Below are 24,845 nucleotides of genomic sequence, written 5' to 3' on the forward strand. Positions count from 1 at the left end.
TTGCTTCTAATTTAGCGATCTATAGGCGTGCGATCTCACGCCGCTCTTGCACAATAGGCATTTTTGCGGTTATCAGCATCACCCGGCGCTGACTGTGCCGGGATAAAGCCTTTCTGCATTGTGCTGCATGTGAAAACTTCACTGTGCGCGAATAAAGAAAGCCTAAACAGTTCAGCGCGAATGGCACCCGTCATCGCGCATTTTTGGTTTGATAGGTCCGGCATATCTCGACCGGACCCTCCATGGAGCGTTTCGATGTCGTTGCCCGATAAAGCCTTTCCCGTTTCCTGGGATCAGTTCCACCGTGATGCCCGCGCGCTTGCCTGGCGTATTGCAGATATGGACCGCGAATGGCGTGCCATCGTTGCAATCACCCGTGGTGGTCTGGTTCCTGCGGCCATTGTTTGCCGTGAACTCGGCATCCGCCTCATCGAAACGGTCTGCGTTGCGTCCTATCACGATTATACATCGCAGGGCGAAATGGAAATTCTGAAAGGAATTAGCGCTCCGCTTCTCGAAAATGGCGGCGAAGGCGTAATCGTGGTCGATGATCTGACCGATACTGGCAAAACTGCAGCCATCGTTCGTGAAATGATGCCAAAGGCACATTTTGCAACTGTTTATGCAAAGCCAAAAGGCCGTCCGCTGGTCGATACATTCGTAACGGAAGTCTCTCAGGACACCTGGATCTACTTCCCATGGGATATGGGCTTCACATATCAGGAACCGATCGCTGGCGGAAAACGCGGATAAACGAAAATAAATGAAAGACGATTGCGGTGGTAAATTCGCCGCAATCGCACTATATTGAAAGTCAGCCGAAATGAGATGGAGGCATGTCACCAAGCTTTTGAGTTAAAGCGATGTGGCTGCTAATTTCAGCAAAACCTTAAAAATAAAAGCATTTTCAGCTTCTTATTCTGAGGCCCTGTTAAACAAATCCATTGTCATTTTGGCGAATCAATCCATTCTGTTTGGAAATTGGTGGGACTTTCGCGGTGAAAACACAGGCCAAAAAATTTGTTGCGACAGAGAAGCGTATTTTGACGCCTTCTGGTCGTTTGCAACAAGTTGCGGCACTGGTGTACCGCTATGAAGATCATGAATTGCAGATACTTGTGATCACCAGTCGTGGAACGGGTCGCTGGATTATCCCAAAGGGATGGCCGCAGGTCGGTCGCACGCTTGCAGATACTGCCGCTCGTGAAGCTTATGAAGAAGCTGGCGTTCGCGGTGAGATATCGTCTCAGCCAATCGGCAGCTTTGATTACTGCAAAAATGACCTGCCACCTGAGTGCATCAACCAGTTTACGGTTGCAGTCTATGCGTTGCACTTTGTCGAACGCGCGAAAGATTGGCCGGAACGCGAACAGCGCGTTTGTGAATGGGTCTCACCCCGTGAAGCTGCTGCGCGTGTGGATGAAGTCGACCTGAAACGCATTCTTCTCGACTTTGGCGACTCGCCTATCGCGATTGCTGCCGAGTAACCTTCTGCTTATAAACGATTTTTGAACCGTCATGCATCAGTCGTGAATGGCTTTTGCGGTGTCCGGTGTTCTGTATTTTGTTTTTCCGGCTAAATTTTTTGTCTTTCACATAACCGTCATTCTCCCCGTTATCCACATTTGCCCCCAGAGCTTTCCCACAATATCTAGCGTCTGCGGCCTTATGGTAAACCAATGCTTGACGCTCATGTCCGAGTCGTTTTTTATGAGCCTGTCGTTGCGTGAGTGGCGTGGCCGAGCGTAGTCAATTTAGTCGGTCTTTTCTTCAAACTAGTTGAATTCCTAGCGGGCGTTGCGTCGAAAAGACGTGTATCGCGCGGGGTTTTTTGCGTCTGAAACTCAGGCCGACTAGGTGTGACGGAAAGCTGGATTTATTGATGGCGGCGTCGCATTAATACTAGATTTAGTATTTTCAATCATGGTAACATACCAGATGGGGAAATCCTGATCTGAAAGCTTGCTCGACTTCGAATAAGTTCGGCCACTGGCCGGAGCGCTGATACGCCTCTCATGAGGATGTTTGGCCAGATGAATTTCCGAGGAGTTCGCTTCTCAATACGATTGCCCTCTCACCTGTTGGGAGGACGTTCGAAACAAATCGACGCGATGCGTACCGTGGCTGGCAGGCCGAGGCTGAAATTTATCGGTCTGGCCACTATATATAGAACGTTTGGATGGGACAGATGAAGATCGAACGCCGTTTCACGAAAGAGAATCAGTCGGCCTATGCCGATATTGAATTCCGCACAGCGACCAGCGAGATCAAGAATCCCGATGGCTCTGTGGTGTTCCGCCTTGAGAACATCCATGTTCCTGCGCAGTTCAGCCAGGTTGCTGCTGATATTCTCGCGCAGAAGTATTTCCGCAAGGCTGGCGTTCCCGCCAATCTCAAGAAGGTTGAGGAAAACGACGTTCCTTCCTGGCTTTGGCGTTCGGTAGCGGACGAAGACAAGCTTGCGAAGCTCCCTGAAGGTGAGCGCTTCGGCTCCGAAATGGATGCGCGTCAGGTTTTTGATCGTCTCGCCGGCACCTGGACCTATTGGGGCTGGAAGGGTGGCTACTTCGATACGGAAGAAGATGCGAGTGCTTTCCGCGATGAACTCGCTTACATGCTGGCGACGCAGCGCGTGGCGCCAAACAGCCCGCAATGGTTCAACACCGGCCTGCATTGGGCCTATGGTATCGACGGTCCTGGTCAGGGCCACTTCTATGTTGACTGGCAGACCGGCAAGCTGACGAAATCAAAGTCCGCTTACGAACATCCGCAGCCACATGCCTGCTTCATTCAGTCCGTTGGCGATGATCTCGTCAATGAAGGCGGCATCATGGATCTCTGGGTTCGTGAAGCACGACTTTTTAAATACGGCTCGGGCACCGGCTCGAATTTCTCCTATCTGCGTGGCGAAGGTGAAAAGCTTTCGGGCGGCGGCAAGTCGTCAGGTCTGATGAGCTTCCTCAAGATCGGCGACCGTGCAGCGGGTGCGATCAAGTCCGGCGGCACGACCCGTCGCGCGGCCAAGATGGTTGTCGTCGACGTCGATCATCCGGATATCGAAGAATATATCGACTGGAAGGTAAAGGAAGAGCAGAAGGTTGCTGCTCTCGTAACCGGTTCCAAGATCGTCAAGCAGCATCTGGCTGCCATCATGAAGGCTTGCGTCAATTGCGAAGCCGGCTCGGCAGAAACCCGGGATGATTGCTTCGATCCGTCAAAGAACCCTGCCCTCAAGCGCGAAGTTCGTGCTGCCAAGAAGAATCAGGTTCCTGAAAACTACATCAAGCGTGTTATCCAGTTCGCACGTCAGGGCTACACGGACATTCAGTTCAAGACCTATGACACCGACTGGGATTCGGAAGCCTATCTGACAGTCGCAGGTCAGAATTCGAACAATTCGGTATCGCTCAAGGATGAATTCCTGCGCGCCGTTGAAGAAGATGGCGAATGGAACCTGACTGCACGCCGCGATGGTCGCGTCATGAAGACGCTCAAGGCGCGCGATCTTTGGGAAAAGATTGGTTATGCTGCCTGGGCTTCGGCCGATCCGGGCCTGCACTTCAACACCACGATGAATGATTGGCACACCTGCCCGACCGCAGGCCCAATCCGTGCGTCCAATCCGTGCTCGGAATACATGTTCCTTGATGACACGGCTTGTAATTTGGCATCGATCAACCTGCTGACCTATCGCAATAAGGACGGCTCGTTCGACATTAACGCATATGAGCATACTGCTCGTCTGTGGACGATGGTTCTCGAAATCTCGGTGATGATGGCGCAGTTCCCTTCGAAGGAAATTGCTCGTCTCTCCTACGAATACCGTACGCTCGGCCTCGGCTATGCCAATATTGGCGGCCTGCTGATGACCAATGGTATTCCTTATGACTCCGATGAAGGTCGCGCCATCGGCGGCGCCCTCACCGCGATCATGACCGGTGTTGCCTATGCCACGTCAGCTGAAATGGCGCATGAACTTGGCGCGTTCCCAAGCTATGAGCCAAACGCTGAGCATATGCTGCGCGTTATCCGCAACCATCGTCGCGCCGCTCATGGCGAAACCGAAGGTTACGAAGGCCTTGCCGTCAATCCGGTTGCACTGATTGCTGAGGATTGCCCAGATCAGGACATGATTACCCACGCACGCGCTGCATGGGACAAGGCACTGGAGCTTGGTGAAAAGCACGGCTACCGCAATGCGCAGGCAACCGTTATCGCGCCAACCGGCACGATCGGCCTTGTCATGGATTGCGACACAACCGGTATCGAACCAGATTTCGCGCTGGTAAAGTTCAAGAAGCTTGCCGGCGGTGGTTACTTCAAGATCATCAACCGCGCAGTTCCTGAAGCGCTTCGCACACTTGGTTACGCTGAAAGCCAGATCGCTGAGATCGAAGCTTATGCAGTCGGTCACGGCAACATCAATCAGGCTCCAGGCGTCAATCCATCATCGCTGAAGTCGAAGGGCTTTACCGATGAGAAGATTGAAGCGCTGAATGCTGCTCTGAAGAGCGCATTCGACATCAAGTTTGCTTTCAACAAGTGGACGCTGGGCGAAGATTTCTGCAAGGACGTGTTGAAGCTTACCGATGAGCAGCTCAACGACTTCTCGTTTGAAATGCTGCCAGCACTTGGCTTTGCCAAGAAGGACATCGAAGCAGCCAACGTTCACGTTTGCGGTGCAATGACCCTTGAAGGTGCGCCTTTCCTGAAGGAAGAGCATTACGCAGTGTTCGATTGCGCCAATCCTTGCGGCAAGATCGGCAAGCGTTACCTCTCGGTCGACAGCCACATCCGCATGATGGCCGCTGCCCAGCCGTTTATTTCGGGTGCGATCTCCAAGACGATCAACATGCCGAACGAAGCAACGGTTGAAGATTGCAAGAGCGCTTACCTCCTTTCCTGGAAGCTGGCCCTCAAGGCGAATGCACTTTATCGCGATGGTTCCAAGCTTTCGCAGCCGCTCAATGCGTCGCTCATCTCTGACGATGAAGACGAAGATGATGCAGTCGAAGCGCTGATCGAAGCACCTGCTGCAGCGCGCGCCGTTCAGATTACTGAACGCGTTGTCGAGAAGGTCATTGAAAAGATCGTTCACGAGCGCGAAAAACTGCCGAACCGTCGTCAGGGTTACACGCAGAAGGCAGTCGTTGGTGGCCACAAGGTTTACCTGCGCACTGGTGAATTTGGTGATGGTCGTCTCGGCGAAATCTTCATCGATATGCACAAGGAAGGCGCTGCTTTCCGTGCGATGATGAACAACTTCGCCATCGCTGTGTCGCTCGGCCTGCAATATGGTGTGCCGCTCGAAGAATATGTCGAGGCTTTCACCTTCACGAAGTTCGAGCCTGCAGGCATGGTTATCGGCAACGATGCCATCAAGACGGCAACGTCGATCATCGACTATGTATTCCGCGAACTGGCAGTGTCTTACCTTGGCCGCAACGATCTCGCTCATGTTGATACGAGCGATTTCTCCAACACGGCACTCGGTAAGGGCATCAAGGAAGGCAAGACCAACCTCGTTTCCACTGGCTGGACCCGTGGCTACAAGCCAACGCTGGTTTCAAACAGCCCTTCGGGTAACGAATCCAAGGGGTCGGCACAAACGTCTCCATCGGTTTCGAATGTAACGACACTCAAGTCTTCGTCTCCTCGCCCGGCGACTGTCGGTCTCGTGACGGATGGTGCAACTGCATTCAAGCGCGAGTTTGAAGAGCAGCCAGCAGCAGCGCCACAGCAGGACAATGTTGCTGCGACTGAACTGTTCTCGGATAAGGCGGCGTCTGATGCGGCATCTGCCCGTGCAGAAACTGCTAATGCTGCGAAGAAGCTTGAAGCTGACCGTCGCATCAAGTCGATGATGCAGGGCTATACCGGCGACAGCTGCACGGAGTGTCAGAACTTCACGATGGTTCGCAATGGCACCTGCCTTAAGTGCGACACCTGCGGCGCGACAAGCGGCTGCAGCTGATCTTTAGAGCGCTACCTGTTTTGATTGAATCATAGGTAACGCTCTAATTATTCGTCTATTCTTATTATTCTACGCAAAACCGATACAAACATTTGCTGGAAATACTTTAAAGATTAGAGATGATATAAAAGACAGGCCGGATTTTTCCGGCCTGTCTTATTTTATATTAGAGATTATTAGCCGGATATTGGTTAAATTAGTCAGCGTTCTTTCTAAGAAGAAAATTAAAAATATTGGAACTCAATTGTCTTCTCTACGTTCAACTAATGCAACCGAGCGTATAAAGGAGATAATTATGCTTAGAACAGCACTTCTGACAACGACGTGTGCATTGTTTATTGGTGGTACAGCCTTCGCGCAGACTGCGACACCCGCCCCCACAGATGCGCCCGCCGCAGCACCGGAAATGCCGGTTTCGTCCCAGAATATGTTTGGCAGCCCGCCAGCGGAAAATGCCGATCAGGTTGGCTTTATGGAAGCCAAGGATGGCCAGATGCTCGTTTCGAGCTTCATCGGACAGAGTGTTTATGAGAGTGATGCACCTGACGCAGCCTCAGTCGGTAAGTTGAACGATCTGATTGCAAGTCCGGAAGGTGAGATTGAAGCAGCCGTGATCGGCGTCGGTGGTTTCCTTGGCGTCGGTGAAAAGGATGTCGCGGTAAGCCCGGATCAGCTTCAGCTTGCAACGCGTAGTGATGGTAAAAAGTGGCTTGTCATCAAGGCTTCAAAGGAACAGCTGACAGAAGCTCCGGCTTTTGATCGATCCGCCCTCTTTGCGGACGGTGTTGCTGATAAAACAGCGACTGGCGAAACCAATGCGCCGGCCGCAGATACGCCAGCAGCTGACCCAGCACCCGCACCAGCCACACCTGCCCCCGCGCAGTAACTCTGAAATCCTTGTGTCCTGTATGGTAAAAGTCCTGGCCTTTGGCCGGGGCTTTTATTTGAAATGAGGCTCGAAGGTTGATTTCAGAAACTCATCCACGTACCAGTGTTTCACAATCACCAGATCATTTGGCTTAGTTTATTCGGGAAAGTCTATTGTCGGAATTCTTTATTGCCCATCCCTGGGCGCAAACGGTTGCATCCCTTGGCGGTCTTTTTCTTGCGGCGTTTGTCGCAAACTTCCTTATCAAAGCGATACTACTGAAGGTTCTCGACAGGATCGTTCAACGGACGGCATTTGGTCAGGATGAAGAACTCAAGCAAAATGGCGTGATTGGCCATCTGGCTAATATCGTTCCGGCGTTGATTATTTCGTCGGGCATCGCAGCTGTACCTGAACTGCCACAGACGGCACTGACCGTAATCAGCAATGTAGCGACGGCATTCATTATTCTGACACTGGCTTTCACGGTAAGCGCTGTTCTGAGCGTGGTTGATACGCTTTACAGCCGCCGCGAAGAGTCCAAAGATCGCCCGATCAAAGGTTATATTCAGGTCAGCAAGCTCGTAATCTACATTATCGCGATCGTGTTGATCATCGCGACGCTTCTTGATCGATCACCTGTGATCCTGCTGTCTGGTGTGGGTGCCATGGCCGCGGTTCTTATTCTGGTGTTTCAGGATACACTGCTCTCGCTCGTTGCCAGTATGCAGATTGCTTCATCGAACATGGTTCGCGTTGGCGACTGGATCGAGATGAAAAATCTCGACGCGAATGGCGATGTGGTCGAGATCGCGCTTTATACGGTCAAGGTGCAGAATTTCGATAAGACAATCACCACGATTCCGATCCGCAAGCTCATCACCGAGCCAATGAAAAATTATCGCGGAATGCAGCAATCCGGTGGCCGACGCATTAAACGTGCGCTGTTTATCGATCAGGCGACAATCCGCTTTCTGAACGAAAATGAACTCCAGAGCCTTGCTTCAATCGATCAGCTCACAGGCTATCTTTCAAAGAAGGAAAAGGAAATCGCCGACTGGAATGCAAAGCTTGGCGACAAGGCAAAGAACCCGGTCAATACGCGCCGCTTCACCAATATAGGAACGTTCCGCGCCTATGTGGAAACCTATTTGCGAAACCATCCTGGCGTTCACAAGGGCATGACGCTTCTTGTGCGCCAGATGGACCCGACACCGGATGGTTTGCCGCTCGAAATCTACTGCTTTACCAATACGACCGTCTGGGCGTCTTATGAACAGATCCAGTCCGATATTTTCGACCATCTCTATGCAGTGATGCCGGAATTCGGCCTCTATCCGTTCCAGAATCCAAGCGGCGGTGATTTCCGCAAGCTCAGCCTTGCGGATTTGCCTGCCGTCACTGCAAAGCCTTGATGATAGCGGTCTGAAGTTCGGGAACCTTGTAACCCGTGCGCGACGGTGTAAGACCAAGGCGAATAATGGCCAGGTTCATCGAAGGTACAATGATCAGGCTCTGACCATCATGGCCCGACATCCAGAAGGCGTCCGCCGGGATGCCTTCTGTACCCGCTTGAATGCCAGCACTTTGCAGCCATGTCTGAGCTGATCCGTAACGCCCCTGCGATGCTGTGGCTGGCGTCTGCATCAGACGTACAAAATCCTCGCTCAAGAGCTGCTTGTCGCCGACCTTACCCTTATCGAGCAGAAGGCGGGCGATGGAGAGCCAGTCGCGCGCATTGGCATAAAGATAAGATGAGCCGACGAATATGCCGCTCGCATCTGCTTCCAGCGTGGCGCTTGCAATGCCCAATGGTTCAAAGAGCACTTTCTGTGCGTAGGTAAATGCTTCTTCAGGCGTGTCGAAGCTTTCCATATAGAGCTTTGACAGGATATTGGCCGTGCCGCTCGAATAGTTGAATTTGGTGCCGGGCTGCGCTTCCAGTGGCAGGGAAGCTGCAAATTCGGTCATGTTGTTTTCGAGGAAAAGCATACGGGTAACGTCTGTGACATTGCCATAGTCTTCATCGAATTTAAGGCCGCTTTGCATCCCAAGAAGATCGGCAAGCTTGATCTTCGAGCGGTCGTCACCTTCCCACTCTGGCAGAAGATGGTCGCGCTGCAGGTCCATTTTGGCTTCCGAAATGCGCATACCAATCAGCGTTGCCATAACGGATTTCGTCATGGACCAGCCCAAGAGAGGCGTATCGGCATCAAAGCCCTGCGCATAGGTTTCGGCTATGATCTGGCCGTCTTTCAGCACAGCCACGGCTCGCATACCGGGGCCTGCCAATGCTGGGGTTTCGATGATGTTTTGAACGGCCGGGTTGATATTGATGTCTGCTATGAGAGCGGCTGCATCCATGGGCATCGTCAGTTGAGGACGCAGATCTTCATCATGTACGTTGGCGCAGCCAAGGCCCGGACGATAGACAACTTTGCTTGGCGCGAAAAAGCCAAAGATATGCGAAGTGACTGTTTCACTTCCGTTATCGACTGACACATCGACAAATTTTAAAAGCGGGTGGCCCGGCGCCTGCACATCAAGCGCCAGAACCTCCTGCGGGTTGCGGTTTGCCAGAAATACATTGGAGCAGACGATCTTTGCGGCATAGCCGGTGCCGACTTTGAGAAGCTCCGGTGGCCGAAAGCCGAGCCACAAAACGACACCCAACAGGATTAAGAGGACAATGGAACCGGCAATTTTCAAAAAGCGTATCATATTCCCTCCCATGAGCCTGAATAGTGAGGCGTCTAACTGCCTCTCGAGAGCCAGTAATCCATGCCTTCTGCTGCGGCCTTCGCAATCGCAAAACATGCGGTGAGAAGATGGCCGCCTGTAGGTGCTTCCCAGTCAATCATTTCACCAGCGACAAACACGCCGGGTAGCTTTGTGAGCATATAATGCTCATCGATTTCGCTCCATTCTATGCCGCCTGCGGAAGATATAGCTTCCTGAATGGGGCGTGGACGAAGGAGCGGAACTTCCAGTGCCTTGATGGTTTGCGCCAGTTTGGCGGGGTCTTTTTCGCGCTGAAACTCGAGCACAAGTGCGGCCTTTACACCGGTAAGGCCCGCACCCTTTCGCAAGAGATTACTAATACTTAGCTTCTTATCCTGACGCGAAAGATCAAGTGTCAATCGTTCAAGCGTACGGCCCGGTGCCAGATCGAGAATAAGGTTGGCATGGCCATCGCGTTCAAGGTCATCACGCAAAGCAGCTGAATGTGCATAGACAAGACTGCCTTCCACGCCGCCACGCGTGATGACGAATTCGCCCTGCGTTACACCAGCCTTGCTGGAGATCGTTACCGACTTGAGCGGTTCTCCCGCAAAACGTTCTGCAAAGAGTTCGCTCCAGCTGACATCAAAGCCGCAATTGGCCGGACGCATAGGAGCAATCTGAATACCCTGCTCGGTGAAAGGTTCAAGCCATGCACTATTGGAGCCTAACTTGGGCCAGCTTGCGCCACCAAACGCGAACAATGCTGCATCGCAGGATATGGGCTCGATACCCGCCGGAGATTCAATGAGTGGCTTTCCGGATTGGAATCCGATCCATTTATGACGGGTCAGTATTTTGACATCCTGCGCTTCCAGTTTTCGCACCCATGCGCGAAGAAGTGGTGATGCTTTCATGACCTTGGGGAACACGCGTCCTGAAGAACCCACAAAGGTTTCAGCGCCGAGCGCATCCGCCCAGTCGCGCAAATTCTGCGGTGTGAATTGCTGCAATGCAGGCCAGAGGCGATCATTGCTCGCACCATAGCGCTGGGCAAATTGCGCAAAATCTTCTGAATGGGTGATGTTGAGACCGGATTTTCCCGCCAGAAGAAACTTGCGTCCAACCGTCGGCATCTGCTCGTAAATTGTGACCGAATATCCAAGCGCAGACAAATGCTCGGCGGCGAACAGTCCTGCTGGTCCGCCACCGAAAATCGCAATCACGCGCTCACGCATCGCTGTCTGCACCGCACTCACGCATCAATCTTCTTTCTCCAGCATTTCTTTAACAGCAGTTGCTAACTGTTTGAGAGAGAATGGTTTTGGCAGGAAACCAAACTTGGCATCTGCTGGCAGATTGCGTGCAAAAGCGTCTTCTGCATAACCCGAAACAAAGATGAACTTGATGTCTGGATGAGTCTTGCGCAATTCGCGCAACAGAGTCGGTCCGTCCATTTCCGGCATAACAACGTCGGAGACGACGATGTCGACCTGACCGTTCAGCTCTTCAAGCACCTCGAGCGCTTCGACACCGGATGCTGCTTCGTGTACGGTATAGCCGCGCGATTGCAGCGCACGCACGCCGCCCATGCGCACAGCATCCTCGTCTTCAACGAGAAGCACCGTTGCGGAACCGGAAAGATCGGCAGCCTTTTCGACCTTCTTTTCCTTGACGGCCACGGGTGCATTATCTGCGCCCTTCTCTTCAATATGGCGTGGCAGGAAGATTTTGAACGTCGTGCCTTTTCCAACCTCGGAATCGCAATAGATGAAACCGCCGGTCTGCTTGATGATGCCATAGACCATCGAGAGGCCAAGACCGGTGCCCTTGCCGACTTCCTTTGTCGTGAAGAATGGCTCGAAGATTTTTTCGAGCACATCGGCTGGGATACCCGTGCCGGTGTCTTCAACTTCAAAGACTACATAGTCGGCTTCAGGCAGATCACGATAGTTGAGCTTTGCTGCTTCGTTTGCTTTGACATTGCGTGTGCGCAGTGTGATCTCGCCGCCCTCCGGCATTGCGTCACGGGCGTTTACAGCGAGATTGACGGCAACCTGTTCGAACTGGCCAAGATCGGCCTTAACAGGCCATACATCGCGTCCGTGTTCGATCTTGAGGCCAATATCCTTGCCGACAAGACGCGCCAGAAGCATACGCAGATCGGCCAGAACGTCTGTAAGATCGAGAACCTCCGGGCGGAGCGTCTGACGGCGCGAGAACGCAAGCAACTGCCGCACGAGCGAGGCCGCACGATTGGCATTCTGTTTGATGTTCATGATGTCGGGGAATGACGGATCGGATGCGCGGTAGTTGCTCAGTAGCAAATCCGAAGACATGATGATCGCGGTCAGCACATTGTTGAAGTCGTGCGCGATACCGCCAGCAAGCTGACCGACAGCTTGCATCTTCTGGCTCTGCGCCATCTGATTTTCTAGCGCTTTCTGCTCGGTGGTTTCGACAGCAGAAATGATCGCCGCTTCTTCGCTTGTTTCACCAAGATCGGTGACAGCACTCATATAGAAGCGAATGTGACGGTCTTCATTACCCGGCAGAACCGTGTCGACAGGCGAGATACTGGCCTGCCCTGCAAAGGCTGCAGCCAGTGCCTTGTTGAAGGTTTCGCGGTCGCGTTCATGAACGACATTTTCAAGCTTCACGCGATTATCGACCGCATCGCGATCAACCACAGGGGCGAAAATATCGAGGAACCGCGCATTGGTCCGCAGCGTATGACCTTCAGCATCCACTGCCGCAATGGCCATTGGAGCCGAATTGAAGAAGCGGGTGAAGCGCACTTCAGCGGAACGCAATGCTGCCGATGAATCCTCGCCCTCGGCGCGATCCAGCACGATTGTACGGCTTGTGCCTCGTGTGCCATCACGAGCGGCCTGAACGCGGTGATAAAAGCGAACAGCGAGGCTCTGGCCATTGCGCTTGATAAGATCAAGATCGATGACTGTGTTACGGCTGGTGCCTGGCTCTGCTTTGACGGCTTTAATCAATGCCATGCCACTGCCCGCAACAATGTCATTGAGCGTAAGCGAGCCGGGCGTGAACTGTGTCAGGTCAACGCCAAGCCATTCGGCGAGCGTTGCATTGAGATAGATGATCCGGCCTGAAGGATCAGCCGAGAAAAAGCCTGCTGGTGCATGATCAAGGTGGTTGATCGCTTCCTGCAGTTCCTGAAAAAAGCGCTCCTGTTCGGCGCGTTCATCGGAAATATCTGCAATCTGCCAGGCGACGAGTTGTCCCTTAAAGTCCTGTCCGCCATCGACCGGGCGCGCCTTGATCCGATACCAGACGGGCGCCGCCGAACTTTGACCTTCACGCGAGAGGCCGCCGGAAATGCGTACTTCTTCCTGCGCCGAATGACCGTCGCGAACTGCATTTGTGAGGCGATAAATAGCGTCTGAGGCGGCTGGCTCACTGGTCAGAATATTATCAAGTGACCGGATACCATCAGCGCTCGCAATACCAGTCATGCCCGCATAGGCGTGGTTTGCATAAACGATCTGGCCGCGAGCATCCGAAATAACGGTGCCTTCAGGCAACGTATCCATGAAAGTGTGTGCGAGATCCTGCTCACCATGGCGCTGGCTGAAATGGATGAGCCCAGTTGCTGCGCCAAAGAGATAGAAAACGCCGATCATGGACAAAATGCCCATGAGTATGATGGCGAAGCCATCACCAAGCTGGTCGCGGAATACAAAATAGACGAGCGCTGCGACCGTCAACACGACGCCGATAATCAAAAGCCGCAGAGCTGCACTTGAGCCACGCTTCGGCATGACGAGCGGTTTCGGATAATTATTGTCCGTCTGTCGCGACATCAGGCCCACTGCCCTTTCATGCTATTTGGCTGAACTGCATGGACGATAAACCGTCCGTTCGCCGTTTCTTCCAGCTCAAGCGCTATCTTATTCATCAAGCAAAACCAATCACGTTCCCTGCTTTATGTCTTGTGCCAGATTTTGACGCATATTGCAGGGTATATCCGATTCGCAGAATGCGTTAATTGCCTGACAGCACAAGCATCCCGACCTCAAAACAGCATGAACCAATGTGTTTTGCACTGTTTTGGCTGGGGATCATATGTTTCTCGTAAATTGATGGAACATTCCCAAGTCAGGCAAATTGAACTAGTGTTCTGCGAGATATGTGTTGTCGCGGTAGATGGAGCGCGGGGAAGTGTGGCTTCATCGACTGGATATTATTCGTTTTTAGTATGAGAGGGTTACCCGCATGAAGGAATGGCTCAGCGGTCTTGTTGGAGAAAGTGCCGCAAATATTGTCGGCTTTATCCTTATTTTTGCGATCATTCTTGGCGGAATTTTCGTTGTTCTTAGTATTATCCGTCGCTTTGGCGGCGGGACTTTTGCCACGAACGGTCGAACAGGACGCCAGCCAAGACTTTCAGTGATGGATGCAGCGGCGGTCGACAGCCGTCGTAAACTCGTTCTTATTCGTCGCGACGATGTTGAACACCTCCTACTCATCGGTGGTCCGACAGATGTCGTTGTTGAACAGAACATCGTTATGGAATCGCGCGCCAACGCACGGTCGCAAGCGTCACGTATCGAACCGGAACATATCGAACGTTTTCGCCAGCACGAAGCCAGCATCACAACTGAGGTAAGCGAGCGCCCGGCCCTTTCCCAGCAGAGCCAGCAGACGATTCAAAAAGACGAAGCCATTCAGCTCAATTCTCCAATTGATACGTCTGTTCAACGCAAGCCCGAGCCAGTCCGTGAAACGCCTGTGCAACAGGCTGCACCCGAAGCGCCGCAATTCCGTGCGCCTCCGCGCCCTCCTGTGCCTCCAGTAACGCCTCAGGCGCCAAAGGTTGCTGAAACGCCGGTTGCTCCAGCCCGTCCTCAGCAGCCGCCCCGCCCGGCCCCGAACTATCCTCCACAGCCACGCACCGTTCTTCCTGCTGCACGCCCGGCAGAGCAGCCGCAGGCACCGCGTTTGCATCCTGCCTATCCGCTTAGCCAGGTTTCGCGCGGTGTTTTGAGTTCGACATCAGGTCTTGGTGCCAGTGCGGCCGCAGCAGCAACGGTTGCTGCAGCTGATCTTGGTAGCGTGACGCCTGAGCGTGAAGTGGCGCCAAGCGTGAAAACCCCGGCACCAGAGATTGGCGACATTCTCCAGAGCCCTGCAGTCACAACCTCATCAGCGCCTTATTTCACGCCCGCGGCCCCGAAATTGGAACCTGTAGCTGTTGTTTCTGATCAAGAACCAGAAACAGATGACGGTCTCGAAGATCTGGGCGGAGCACTGCATGACGCGATCATGGCAGATCTCGAAACCGATACGTCTGCCGCATCTGGCAACAAAGAGCCGGAAATGCTGGAAGTCGATATTTTTGAAGAAGAACTTCTAGGATCTCTCGATATTTCGCCGAACGGCGGCAAGCCAAGTGACGATATCGAGGATGAAATGGAAAAGCTGCTTGGTGAACTGACCAAGGACGAAACACGCAAATTCTGATTTGCGGATAATACCAAACTCCTGAGCACGACTCAGGAGTTTTTGGTTAAGCACGAGTGGCGACTTTGATCGCGAGTGGTATCTATGTTGAGAGTTTGCAAGGTAGAACTGGCTTAGCGGGAACGCTTGTCGTTTTAGGCTTTGTGATGGTCCGTCTTCGGTCTCTTGGTATTATTCAAAACGTATGCGGCTTTCAGCACCGGCGATCTACACGTATCCCTGATATAAATCTGTGTTGGAGCGACGAGAATTTTGCGGGGCAACATATATGAAAAGAATAACAATTGTTATTTGCCTAATCGCATTTACGGCTGTCGTTACTGGCTGCGCTAATCGATCATGCCGAGATTGGCCGGGGACGTGCATTATTCAGTAATCGAAGCGCAGTTGGCGGATTAATCCGTATTTTCTCCCGAAGAGATTGAACGGATAAGGGCTGACAAGTGAGCGATGATGAAAAGTAAAATCGGAAAGCAGTTAGCACTGCTGGCGCCTTAATTGATGGCATCCGAGCTAGGTTCAAGAATGACGACATTCCGTCGAATAAACTGGTGAGTTTTCTTTTCAGCAGTAGAACCAACCAATAAAAAAGGCTGCGGTAAACCGCAGCCTTGGAATTTCTTATTCGACTGGATGAAGATCAATCGTCGCGATAGACCTTTTCGCGGCGCTCGTGGCGCTCTTGTGCTTCAATAGAAAGCGTTGCGATTGGTCGTGCATCAAGTCGTTTTAAACTGATAGGATCGCCGGTCTCCTCACAAAAACCATAGGTCCCCTCGTCAATACGGCCGAGAGCTGCATCGATTTTGGAAATCAGTTTGCGCTGTCTGTCGCGAGCGCGAAGTTCAATTGCCCGATCCGTTTCGGAGGATGCCCTATCCGCCAGGTCCGGGTGATTTGCATTTTCCTGCTGCAGCGCTTCTAATGTTTCGCGCGCTTCGCGCAGAATATCATTCTTCCATGCAACAAGTTTTGCACGGAAGTAAGACTTCTGCCGTTCATTCATGAACGGCTCGTCTTCAGTGGGCCTATAGTCAAGGTCGATCAATTCACTCATTCTGAATCACCCCACATCTAGGAGACGCGAGCGGTTATATAAGTCGATCGCAACAAGGACACAACATCAAACACACGCGTCTCACTACTTTTTAATTCATCAAAATTGTGTGATTTTGATGAAAAAATAAGCATTTTTTAAAACACAGATAATTAATTCAATTTTGTTTTCGTAAAAAACTTCAATATTTTAGATCGGTTGCTGCTTAAGAAATATAATTGCCGAATTAGCATAGCCTATGCTCTCGTTTTTGCCCATTATTGCAGCAAAACTACCTGTGTATATTGTGAGTGTTCGTCGAAAAATCGTCTGAAACTGCAGGTGGTGGGAGCAATCTTGCAGAAATTGTGGCATGGATTACGCTTCAGAAGCCTCAAAATGTTGTTTGGAGCCTTTCATGAGTCGCCTTTTTCTACTCCGTCATGCCAAGGCAATTTGGGCCAAGCCCGCGATGAAAGACTTCGACAGACCGCTGGATGAGGAAGGTATTTCCTCACTGGAACAGTTGGCACAAGCTATGAAGATGTCTGGTATTTTGCCTGACAGGGTTGTGCTCTCCGCCTCCTGTCGGACACGCGAAACTGCATTTGGGCTTATTGAGCGGCTTGGTATTGATGTTGAAACCGTTGTCGATGAAACAATCTATAGCGGTGGCGCAGGTGAATACATGAAGGCCATCAAGAACAATGCCGCCTCCGATCAACTCATGCTTGTTGGACATAATCCCAGCATAGAAGATTTGGCTTTGGCGCTATGTGGCGACGGTGAACCTTCGAGCCTTTCGCGTCTTGAAGCTGGCTTTCCTACCGCTGCTCTTGCGACAATAACCTTCGATGGGCCGCTATCGGAAATCGCGCGTGATCGTGGTTTTCTGGAGAGTTTTCCTTTGCCACGTTAAGACGCTTCATCATTCTATCTGCGGTCTCCTTGTTGATACGGCTCATGAATTCCTATCTATGGCTGTGACAGGACGTAATTCTCACGAGGAAACAATTGGCAAAACTGACCAGTTTCGGCGATGAAGCAAGGATCGCGCTCGACACGCTGACAGACCGAGCCACAGGCTTGATGTCTCCGTCGCTGAGATTGGGGGTAACAGGGCTTTCTCGCGCTGGTAAAACGGTTTTCATTACGGCTCTGGTGCATAATATGGTGCATGGCGGTCGCCTGCCCCTGTTTGAAGCTTACAAATCGGGACGCATCTCGCGTTCCATGCTTGAGCCGCAGCCCGATGATGCAGTTCCGCGTTTTCAATATGAAGAGCATCTTTCGGCACTGCTTGATGAACGTACCTGGCCGGATTCTACGCGTGCCATTTCACAGCTCCGTCTGACAATCGAATATGAAACAGCTTCTGCCTGGGGGCGCTGGCTATCACCGGGGCGACTTTCGGTAGATATTGTCGACTATCCCGGCGAATGGCTGCTTGATCTGCCATTGCTGGGCAAAACCTATGGTGAGTTCAGTTCAGATTCCTTCGCTCTGGCTCATGAGCCGACGCATATCGATCTTGCTCAAGCTTGGATTAATGAAGCAAAAGCAATTGTTCCCTCTGAAAACGCAGATGAGCTGACAGCGCAAAGGCTGGCCAAAAGCTTCACTGCCTATCTGCGCGCGGGGAAAGCTGATGAGCGAGCGCTCTCCACCCTGCCTCCGGGGCGCTTTTTGATGCCTGGCGATCTTGAAGGTTCGCCAGCACTTACTTTTGCTCCTCTGCCCGACCTAAAACCTGACGATTTTAAAACCGGCAGTCTGGCCGCAATGATGGAGCGTCGCTACGAGGCTTATAAGACGCATGTGATCAAACCATTTTTTCGGGAACATATCGCGCGGCTTGATCGACAGATTATCCTGATCGATGCCATGCAGGCCATGAATGCCGGTGGCGCTGTGGTTGCCGATCTTGAGCGTGCGCTGACCGATATTCTCTCCTGTTTCCGTCCGGGGCGGGCAAATCTGCTGACCGGGCTCATTCAGCGGCGCATAGGACGCATTCTGGTTGCTGCTACAAAGGCCGATCATCTTCACCACGAAAGCCATGACCGGTTGCAGGCAATCGTTCGCCGCCTTGTCGAGCGGGCGATTGAACGCGCTGATTTTTCGGGTGCCGATATCGACGTATTGGCTATGGCGGCTGTCCGCGCCACGCGTGAGGCGACAGTAAAGGAAGGCAAGGATACCTTGCCTGTCATTATCGGAACACCGCTGAAAGGCGAGCGTATCGACGCTGAAATATTCAACGGTGAAACAGAAACAGCTATATTTCCCGGTGATTTACCGAAAAATCCTAATGTAATATTCGAACCATCGCTTTCGAGTGATGAACCAGCCATTCGATTTGTTCGTTTCCGGCCTCCGCGGCTGGATCGCACGGCGGAAGGCATAACGCTTTCGTTGCCGCATATTCGGCTTGATCGTGCATTGCAGTTTCTGATCGGGGATCGTCTGGCATGAGTGAACAGCCTCCACGCAAACCCGCAGCATTTACCGTTCAAAAGCCGACGGATACAATTTCGCCCTCTGGAGCACCGAATGATGCGCCGCGCCGCCCGCGTGCGGTTGCCGATCTTGAGAAGGTCATTCCCGAGGTCGATGTCTTTGCACTGACGGATGAAGAGGCGGCCGAGCTGGAAGTTCTGGACCCTTCATTTGAAGCTCCGCCTCGCCGGCGATGGTCGTTGAGCAAAATATTGTTTGGTGCGTTGGGCATCCTTGTTTCATTTGCTATCGGCATCTGGACCGAAGACCTCATTCAGGCGCTCTTCACGCGCGCAGACTGGCTCGGCTGGACGGCGCTTGGCGTTGCAATGATTGCGCTTGCTTCTTTCATCGCCATCATCGTGCGCGAGCTTATCGCATTAAGACGGCTTGCCTCTGTTCAGCACTTGCGCAAAGACGCAGCCGATGCAGCGGAACGTGATGATATGACCGCTGCGCGAAAGGCGGTCGATGAATTACGGACAATAGCGGCCGGCTTGCCGGAAACCGCTCGCGGCCGTCAGATGCTTGATGGACTGACCGATGAAATCATCGATGGCCGTAATCTTATTCGTCTTGCCGAAACGGAAATTCTGAAACCACTTGATCGCGAGGCACGCGCACTCATTCTCAATGCTTCCAAGCGTGTTTCCATCGTAACAGCTATCAGCCCGCGGGCTCTTGTCGATATTGGCTATGTGATCTTTGAATCTGCACGCCTTATACGCCGCTTGTCACAGCTCTATGGCGGCCGTCCCGGCACACTGGGCTTTCTCAAGCTTGCGCGACGTGTCGTAGCGCATTTGGCCGTTACCGGTACGATTGCCATGGGAGATAGCGTTATCCAGCAGCTGATAGGTCATGGTCTGGCATCGCGTCTTTCGGCAAAACTGGGTGAAGGCGTGGTCAATGGCCTAATGACTGCGCGTATCGGGATTGCGGCGATGGATGTTGTACGCCCCTTCCCGTTCAATGCTGAAAAACGTCCCGGCGTAGGCGACTTTATTGGTGATATTGCCCGCATCAATGGTGAAAAGGTCAACAAGCCGACCGACCGAAAATAATGAGCTCTTCCCAATAATCTCTGTGACTTCAGCCGTCATGAAAACGAAGCGTTAACCATTCGAAACGATTATAAGCTTCACTATCAGGTGCTCGAATCTGTGATCCTTGCGCCAACAAAACACCCTGACGTTCGGTTGCGGAGTGTTTGTAGATCATCTATTGGAATGGTGCCTAGCGGTCGAGATTCCGGGACAGAGCTGAATATGAAAAACTACATCGCTGCATGCCTTACGCTACTGCCCGCATCGCTTTTTGCTGCGCCAGCTCTGGCTGCAGACAAGGATGAACAGTTTTTTCAGACGATTGAAGGCCAATGGTCCGGTCCGGGCGAAATTGTTGCCGGAAAATACAAGGGCACAAAATTTGTCTGCACTCTCGCAGGCACTACCCCTGACAATGCAGTTGGTATGACGCTTGATGGTTCTTGCCGCGTTGGTGTTTTCTCGCAGCCTATGAAGGCAACCGTGACGCGCGTCGGCTCCAATTATTCGGGCAAGTTTAATGATGGCGCTGAAGGTAAAGGCCTCAACGTTACCTCTGGCTCCGTAACCGGAAACAAGGTGGTTCTCGGTCTTAACCGAAAAGAGCTCAATGGCGCGATGCTTGCTCGCGTTGCCGACAAGAACACTATGAATGTGACTGTTTCGGTCCGCGTTGAGAAGGAACTTGTTCCGGTAATCGGTATGAGCCTCAAGCGTATAGATAATATCGCTGTTGGCAGCATCGCCAAAAATTAAGCGGCTCTGTGTAAAAATAGGGATTAGAGTGGTTACAATCTAATCCAGCCACCAGCCCGCATCAGTGCGGGCTTTTTCTATTTCAAAAGTGGCACAGGCCTTTTCCCACTCCGAAACAGTTTTACCCGCAATCTGAAGTGACGGCGCAATATCATTGAGCGGCACGAGCACAAATGCGCGCTCCTGAATGCGCGGGTGTGGAAGCTCCAGTGTAGGTTCGTTCATGATAATCGCCTCGCCTGCATCATCCTGCATCGCGAGAATATCAATATCGATGATACGCGGCCCCCATCGCTCCAGCCGAACGCGTTTGAGCGAACGCTCTACATCAAGACAGGTGTCGATGAGCTGAAGCGGCGCAAGTGCGGTTTCGATCTGTGCACAGGCATTGTGAAACCAGGCCTGATCGGTCTTTCCCCATGGCGGTGTGCGATAGACCTGAGAAACCGCGATAACATTGGTATCGGTGCGCGCATCAAGGAGTTTCAACGCCTTGGCCATCGAAGCGATAGGGTCATCGATATTGCCGCCAAGCCCAAGCCAGGCGCGATAAGGCAAAGCAATGCTCATCAGCGTGGATAAACCACCGTTACTTCAACATGATCAAGCACGCCTGGAACTGGTGCGTTAGGCTTGCGAATGGTGATTTCAGCACGTTTGATCTGCGGGAAACGCGCAGTCAGTGCCTTGCCGACATCAAGTGCCAATGTTTCAATGAGATAGCGCTGGCTGCCGGTGATGATGTCCTGAATGACTGTGAAGGCGATGCCATAATGGACCGTGCCTTCGATGTCGTCATTTTCAAGCGAGTCACCGGGATCGACATCCAGGATCGCATCAACGTAGAAACGCTGACCAAGTTTATGTTCTTCGTCAAAGACGCCGTGATGCGCGAAAAATGCGCAGTTCATGATGCGGATGGTGTACACGGCTCTGTTTCCTATTAATTCTTTAATCTGCTTTGCAGGATAGCATCGGCAACTGCAAGTGCGTCCCTATTAAAAGCGACATTGTGAACACGGAAGATGTCGGCTCCTGCCAATCGCATTGCAACCGACGTCGCAGCCGTTCCGATATCCCGCATCAATGGATCAGCCTGTTCTGTGATGGCACCAATGAAACGTTTGCGCGACGTTCCCACCAATAGAGGATAGCTGAAACGCTGCAATTCTTCCATGCGGGCCATCAAAGCGATGTCTTCATCCTTGTTTTTGCCAAAGCCAAAGCCCGGATCAAGCACGATACTGCCAGCATCAATACCTGCCCTGCTAGCAATTTCCAAAGATACATCGAGAAAGGCGAACTGATCAGCAATCACATCGGGGTCGGTATTTCTATCACGGCTCGTATGCATGATGACCAGTCCGGCACCTGTATCTTTCGCAACCTGAGCGATTTCCGGTTCTCGCTGAAGCCCCCATACATCATTGACGATATGAGCGCCCGCCTCTACCGCAAGCCTAGCTGTTGATGCGCGATAGGTGTCGATTGAGATTATGCAGCCAAACTCTTTCGCAAGAGCACGTATGACTGGAACAACGCGTGCGGCTTCTGTTTCGGCATCAACTAAAGCAGCACCGGGGCGAGTCGATTCCCCTCCGACGTCGATAATCGTTGCGCCATCGTCCAGCATGGTTTTCGCAACAATCAATGCCTTATCCAGATCATTGTGATGTCCACCATCGGAAAATGAATCCGGTGTGACGTTTAAAATGCCCATGATGACAGATTTTGCGCCCAATTGGAGGTTACGACCGTGGGCAAGTTGCCATTGTTTTATCATTGAAGAATATTCCAATTGTCTTTTCTGTCGGACTTTATGCAGCCAAACGGGCGATATGGCGTTTATTGATGGTCGTTATAGTTCTCTTGACGATTGCATGCCATGTTGCACATCAGTGAATGTACGAGTTTCTTTCTGGTTTTATGAAGAGGTGCCAGAACATGTCCTTTAAAAAACGAGTTCTGGCTTTGGGCTTAGCCCTCGCTGTTGTTGCTCCACAGGCAGAAGCTGCCTCCATTTTCCGGACGTTCAGCTATTATAATGTCAACGGGAAGACAGCTGCAGATCTCGACAAGGCACTGTCGCGCAGTGGCCCGTTTCTCAAGAAGACCGGTCAGCATCATCCTGGCGCTGCAGAAATCCGCTTCGATGCCAAGGTACGCTATGGGCGTGCTACGGGTGATCGCGCCTGCAAGGTTCAGGGCGTTTATGTGAATGTTCATGCAAAGGTCATGCTGCCGCGCTGGAAACAGCGCCGCAAGGCTGGCCCTGAACTCGCATTGATCTGGGATACTTTGTATCAGGATATTCGTCGTCACGAGGAAAGCCATATCGTTATCGCACGCAGCCATGCGAGTGAAATGGAACGTCAGATACGCTCATTGCGGAGCCGAACAGACTGCGCCACGTTGCGTGCAGACATCGATAAGGTGACGGAACGGCTTATGGCAGCGCATGATAAAGCGCAGGAGCGTTTTGATCGTGTTGAGACGATCAACTTTGAACGACGCTTTGAGCGTCTTTTGACTTATCGACTTGAGAAAATGACCCAGTAACGCCGGGGTCTATTTAGCTTGTTGCAAATTTTTCCTGATGGCTTGTGTCATCAGGGCAGCCTCGTGGAAACCTGAAAGAATGAGTTTCAGTTTTCCGGGGTAGTGGCAAACATCGCCAATCGCATAGATTTTTGGCTGCGACGTGCGAAACGTTTCAGTATTCACGACAATTGAATTGCCGAAACGCTGCAGATCCAATGTGGCAAGCGGATCGGGACGAACGATCTGGCCTTCTGAGGTAAATGCCCCAAGCCCCGAAGCAATCACCAGACATTTTGAGCTGAATAATGTTCCGGTGGCTGTTTTGAGCTGAATACCGTTTTCGCTAGCTGAAACGTCGATCACAAGCTGATCGAATTCGAAGGCAGGCTTGTAAGGCGCTATTTGGGTTAATAGTCGCCCAATAAGCTCTTCACCCATAATCTTTGCAAAAGCTGGAACATCGAAAATGGGCTTGTCAGCATAAAGCGCAGTACACTGACCGCCTGCTCGGCTCGCTGAATCAAACAAACGGCACGTAAGGCCGAACAGGCCCAGCTGAAAAACTGAAAAAAGAGCGACAGGCCCGGTGCCGATGATAGCGATATCTGAATGACGTTCGACTTCCATCTGCGCTCCCTAATGTCTCGCCGCTCTTTCCTTTTATTCTAGTTCTGGCGCTCAGGCACCTTAACGACAAGGCCGTCGATCTCATCGCTTACACGGATCTGGCACGAAAGACGCGAGTTTGGCTGCACTTCATAAGCGAAATCCAGCATGTCTTCTTCCATCGCATCCGGACCGCCAACAGTTTCAGTCCAGTCTTCATCCACATAGACATGGCATGTGGCGCAGGCGCAGGCACCGCCGCATTCAGCATCAATGCCGGGAATGCCGTTGCGAATGGCTGCTTCCATCACGCTCGATCCATTATCGGCTTCGACTTCAGTTCGCGAAGCGCCGTCAGCGGACACGAAGATAATTTTTGTCATTGTCAGTTCCTGCGCACCTTACACGGCGCTATTGATAGCTTTTGTTCCGACTTCCTTGAAGGAAACAACAGGCTTCTTGAATATCTTGCTGAGGCAGATACGGTGTAATCGGTTCAAGTTCAACCATTGCGGCGCTTTGGACTGAAAACTGCGCCAAAATGCCGTTCCTTTTCAACGTTCCTGCCCTAGATCACCTATTTGGACGAGAGCTCTTGCTGCATGGGTGATATAGGCATTATCATCAAGTTGGAATTATCAGTCCGTGTAGCGTTATCTTTTTGCCGCATGAATCAAACTATTGGTAGAATAAAAATAACAGATCTCTTTTAACGTGCATTTTTGTTAACGATTTGTAGCAGATGCATTATAGTGGTTTGTCGTTTCGGTTTGATTTCCACAGAATGATCGTTAACTTGAAAATGCCGGAAAACCGGGATTTTTTTAAACTGAACCCTTTTTTGTTAACCTTGTATTTAAAGTTTTAGACATCCGGCGCGGGCGCCTATTTCCTTAACAAGCCTGAGCCGATACGATGAAAAATGGCGGAGTAAGTTTTGTAACGGCTCTATGTTGATCCGGCCGTCGCAGTAATGAGTACGAGGTAGGCAAGGCTATGGCTTCTAAATCCAAGGCGCAAAAGCTCGACCACGAGGTTGAACAGGCACTTGAACAGGCACTCGACATCGATTTCGGTGACGATTTCGATATTGATATGGACCTGAGTGCAATTGACGAAGAATTCTCCGTCGATGACCTTGAAGAGCAGATTTCGCGTGCGGCCGAAGAACTGGTCGCAGAGCAGAACACGAAAGTGGTCGAAGCCGCGAAAGTCTCTCCTGTAAACATTACCACCGAAGGAACAGCGAAGGCGGAAACGATTTCTACCGTTTCAGTCATTGCAAGCCCTGCTGCGCCACCTGTG

At 51.9% G+C, this 24,845-nt stretch carries 20 protein-coding genes; 11 read left to right on the forward strand and 9 right to left on the reverse strand.

Annotated elements, in window-relative coordinates:
* Positions 1–255 precede the first annotated feature (255 nt).
* The 5 genes from gpt (at position 256) to QSJ70_RS23230 (ending at position 8,257) form a co-directional block, all read left to right on the forward strand.
* On the forward strand, positions 256–753 hold the full coding sequence (gene gpt / locus QSJ70_RS23210; RefSeq protein ID WP_007875001.1) for a xanthine phosphoribosyltransferase: 498 nt from the start codon (positions 256–258) through the stop codon (positions 751–753).
* 245 nt (positions 754–998) lie between these two features.
* Positions 999–1,487: an NUDIX hydrolase gene (locus QSJ70_RS23215; protein ID WP_285540042.1), complete on the forward strand. Its 489-nt coding sequence runs from the start codon at positions 999–1,001 to the stop codon at positions 1,485–1,487.
* A gap of 701 nt (positions 1,488–2,188) precedes the next feature.
* Positions 2,189–5,974, forward strand: a complete 3,786-nt coding sequence (locus tag QSJ70_RS23220; protein ID WP_215776396.1) for a vitamin B12-dependent ribonucleotide reductase — start codon at positions 2,189–2,191, stop codon at positions 5,972–5,974.
* A 295-nt stretch (positions 5,975–6,269) separates the two neighbouring features.
* The gene (locus QSJ70_RS23225; protein WP_007874986.1) at positions 6,270–6,860 is read left to right on the forward strand and encodes a PRC-barrel domain-containing protein; all 591 of its coding nucleotides are present in this window, start codon (positions 6,270–6,272) and stop codon (positions 6,858–6,860) included.
* 155 nt (positions 6,861–7,015) lie between these two features.
* Complete coding sequence (locus QSJ70_RS23230; protein ID WP_007874985.1) at positions 7,016–8,257, forward strand: mechanosensitive ion channel family protein; 1,242 nt, start codon at positions 7,016–7,018, stop codon at positions 8,255–8,257.
* Here the strand turns inward: QSJ70_RS23230 and QSJ70_RS23235 are convergent.
* The 3 genes from QSJ70_RS23235 to cckA are packed head-to-tail and all read right to left on the reverse strand — an operon-like array spanning position 8,241 to position 13,396.
* Entirely contained in the window at positions 8,241–9,563 is a 1,323-nt protein-coding gene (locus QSJ70_RS23235) for a serine hydrolase domain-containing protein (RefSeq protein WP_285540045.1), read from the reverse strand. The two genes, QSJ70_RS23230 and QSJ70_RS23235, sit on opposite strands and share 17 nt — an antisense overlap.
* Before the next feature lie 32 nt (positions 9,564–9,595).
* A complete protein-coding gene (locus QSJ70_RS23240) occupies positions 9,596–10,801 on the reverse strand; it encodes a TIGR03862 family flavoprotein (protein ID WP_285540218.1) in 1,206 nt (401 codons plus the stop codon).
* A 24-nt stretch (positions 10,802–10,825) separates the two neighbouring features.
* On the reverse strand, positions 10,826–13,396 hold the full coding sequence (gene cckA, locus QSJ70_RS23245; RefSeq protein WP_064322411.1) for a cell cycle histidine kinase CckA: 2,571 nt from the start codon (positions 13,394–13,396) through the stop codon (positions 10,826–10,828).
* Between the two features lie 412 nt (positions 13,397–13,808).
* On the opposite strand from cckA, the gene QSJ70_RS23250 reads away from it, so the two are divergent.
* Complete coding sequence (locus QSJ70_RS23250; protein WP_285540048.1) at positions 13,809–15,056, forward strand: flagellar biosynthetic protein FliO; 1,248 nt, start codon at positions 13,809–13,811, stop codon at positions 15,054–15,056.
* Between the two features lie 640 nt (positions 15,057–15,696).
* On the opposite strand, the gene dksA is transcribed toward QSJ70_RS23250, so the two are convergent.
* Positions 15,697–16,113 (reverse strand): RNA polymerase-binding protein DksA, encoded by a 417-nt coding sequence (dksA, locus tag QSJ70_RS23255; protein WP_007874975.1) that lies wholly within the window; start codon positions 16,111–16,113, stop codon positions 15,697–15,699.
* Between the two features lie 397 nt (positions 16,114–16,510).
* On the opposite strand from dksA, the gene QSJ70_RS23260 reads away from it, so the two are divergent.
* The 4 genes from QSJ70_RS23260 to QSJ70_RS23275 all read left to right on the forward strand — a co-directional run bounded on the left by QSJ70_RS23260 (position 16,511) and on the right by QSJ70_RS23275 (position 20,393).
* Positions 16,511–17,011 (forward strand): SixA phosphatase family protein, encoded by a 501-nt coding sequence (locus QSJ70_RS23260; protein ID WP_285540049.1) that lies wholly within the window; start codon positions 16,511–16,513, stop codon positions 17,009–17,011.
* Between the two features lie 95 nt (positions 17,012–17,106).
* Entirely contained in the window at positions 17,107–18,567 is a 1,461-nt protein-coding gene (locus tag QSJ70_RS23265; protein WP_285540051.1) for a YcjX family GTP-binding protein, read from the forward strand.
* A complete protein-coding gene (locus QSJ70_RS23270) occupies positions 18,564–19,655 on the forward strand; it encodes a YcjF family protein (RefSeq protein ID WP_285540053.1) in 1,092 nt (363 codons plus the stop codon). Before QSJ70_RS23265 ends, QSJ70_RS23270 begins: the two co-directional genes overlap by 4 nt.
* Before the next feature lie 204 nt (positions 19,656–19,859).
* On the forward strand, positions 19,860–20,393 hold the full coding sequence (locus tag QSJ70_RS23275) for a hypothetical protein (RefSeq protein ID WP_007874968.1): 534 nt from the start codon (positions 19,860–19,862) through the stop codon (positions 20,391–20,393).
* A 39-nt stretch (positions 20,394–20,432) separates the two neighbouring features.
* Here QSJ70_RS23275 and folK read toward each other — a convergent pair whose 3' ends face one another.
* Genes folK through folP form a run of 3 tightly spaced genes read right to left on the reverse strand, consistent with a single transcriptional unit; the run spans position 20,433 to position 22,176 of the window.
* A complete protein-coding gene (gene folK / locus QSJ70_RS23280; protein ID WP_285540055.1) occupies positions 20,433–20,963 on the reverse strand; it encodes a 2-amino-4-hydroxy-6-hydroxymethyldihydropteridine diphosphokinase in 531 nt (176 codons plus the stop codon).
* The gene (gene folB / locus QSJ70_RS23285) at positions 20,963–21,322 is read right to left on the reverse strand and encodes a dihydroneopterin aldolase (RefSeq protein WP_007874966.1); all 360 of its coding nucleotides are present in this window, start codon (positions 21,320–21,322) and stop codon (positions 20,963–20,965) included. Before folB ends, folK begins: the two co-directional genes overlap by 1 nt.
* Positions 21,323–21,336: 14 nt before the next feature.
* On the reverse strand, positions 21,337–22,176 hold the full coding sequence (gene folP, locus QSJ70_RS23290; RefSeq protein WP_112804786.1) for a dihydropteroate synthase: 840 nt from the start codon (positions 22,174–22,176) through the stop codon (positions 21,337–21,339).
* Between the two features lie 161 nt (positions 22,177–22,337).
* Between folP and QSJ70_RS23295 the strand changes: the two genes are divergently transcribed.
* Positions 22,338–22,952 carry a DUF922 domain-containing Zn-dependent protease gene (locus tag QSJ70_RS23295; protein WP_007874962.1) on the forward strand — a complete coding sequence of 205 codons (615 nt, stop codon included), beginning with the start codon at positions 22,338–22,340 and terminating at the stop codon, positions 22,950–22,952.
* A 9-nt stretch (positions 22,953–22,961) separates the two neighbouring features.
* Here QSJ70_RS23295 and QSJ70_RS23300 read toward each other — a convergent pair whose 3' ends face one another.
* Together QSJ70_RS23300 and QSJ70_RS23305 are read right to left on the reverse strand one after the other, a co-directional pair.
* Positions 22,962–23,372, reverse strand: coding sequence for an NAD(P)/FAD-dependent oxidoreductase (locus QSJ70_RS23300; protein ID WP_285540061.1), 411 nt, complete (start codon positions 23,370–23,372; stop codon positions 22,962–22,964).
* A 227-nt stretch (positions 23,373–23,599) separates the two neighbouring features.
* Positions 23,600–23,923 carry a 2Fe-2S iron-sulfur cluster-binding protein gene (locus tag QSJ70_RS23305; protein WP_007874958.1) on the reverse strand — a complete coding sequence of 108 codons (324 nt, stop codon included), beginning with the start codon at positions 23,921–23,923 and terminating at the stop codon, positions 23,600–23,602.
* Positions 23,924–24,845: the final 922 nt, after the last annotated feature.

The sequence above is a fragment of the Brucella sp. NBRC 12950 genome (assembly GCF_030268145.1).
In the GTDB taxonomy this organism is placed as follows: Bacteria; Pseudomonadota; Alphaproteobacteria; order Rhizobiales; family Rhizobiaceae; genus Brucella.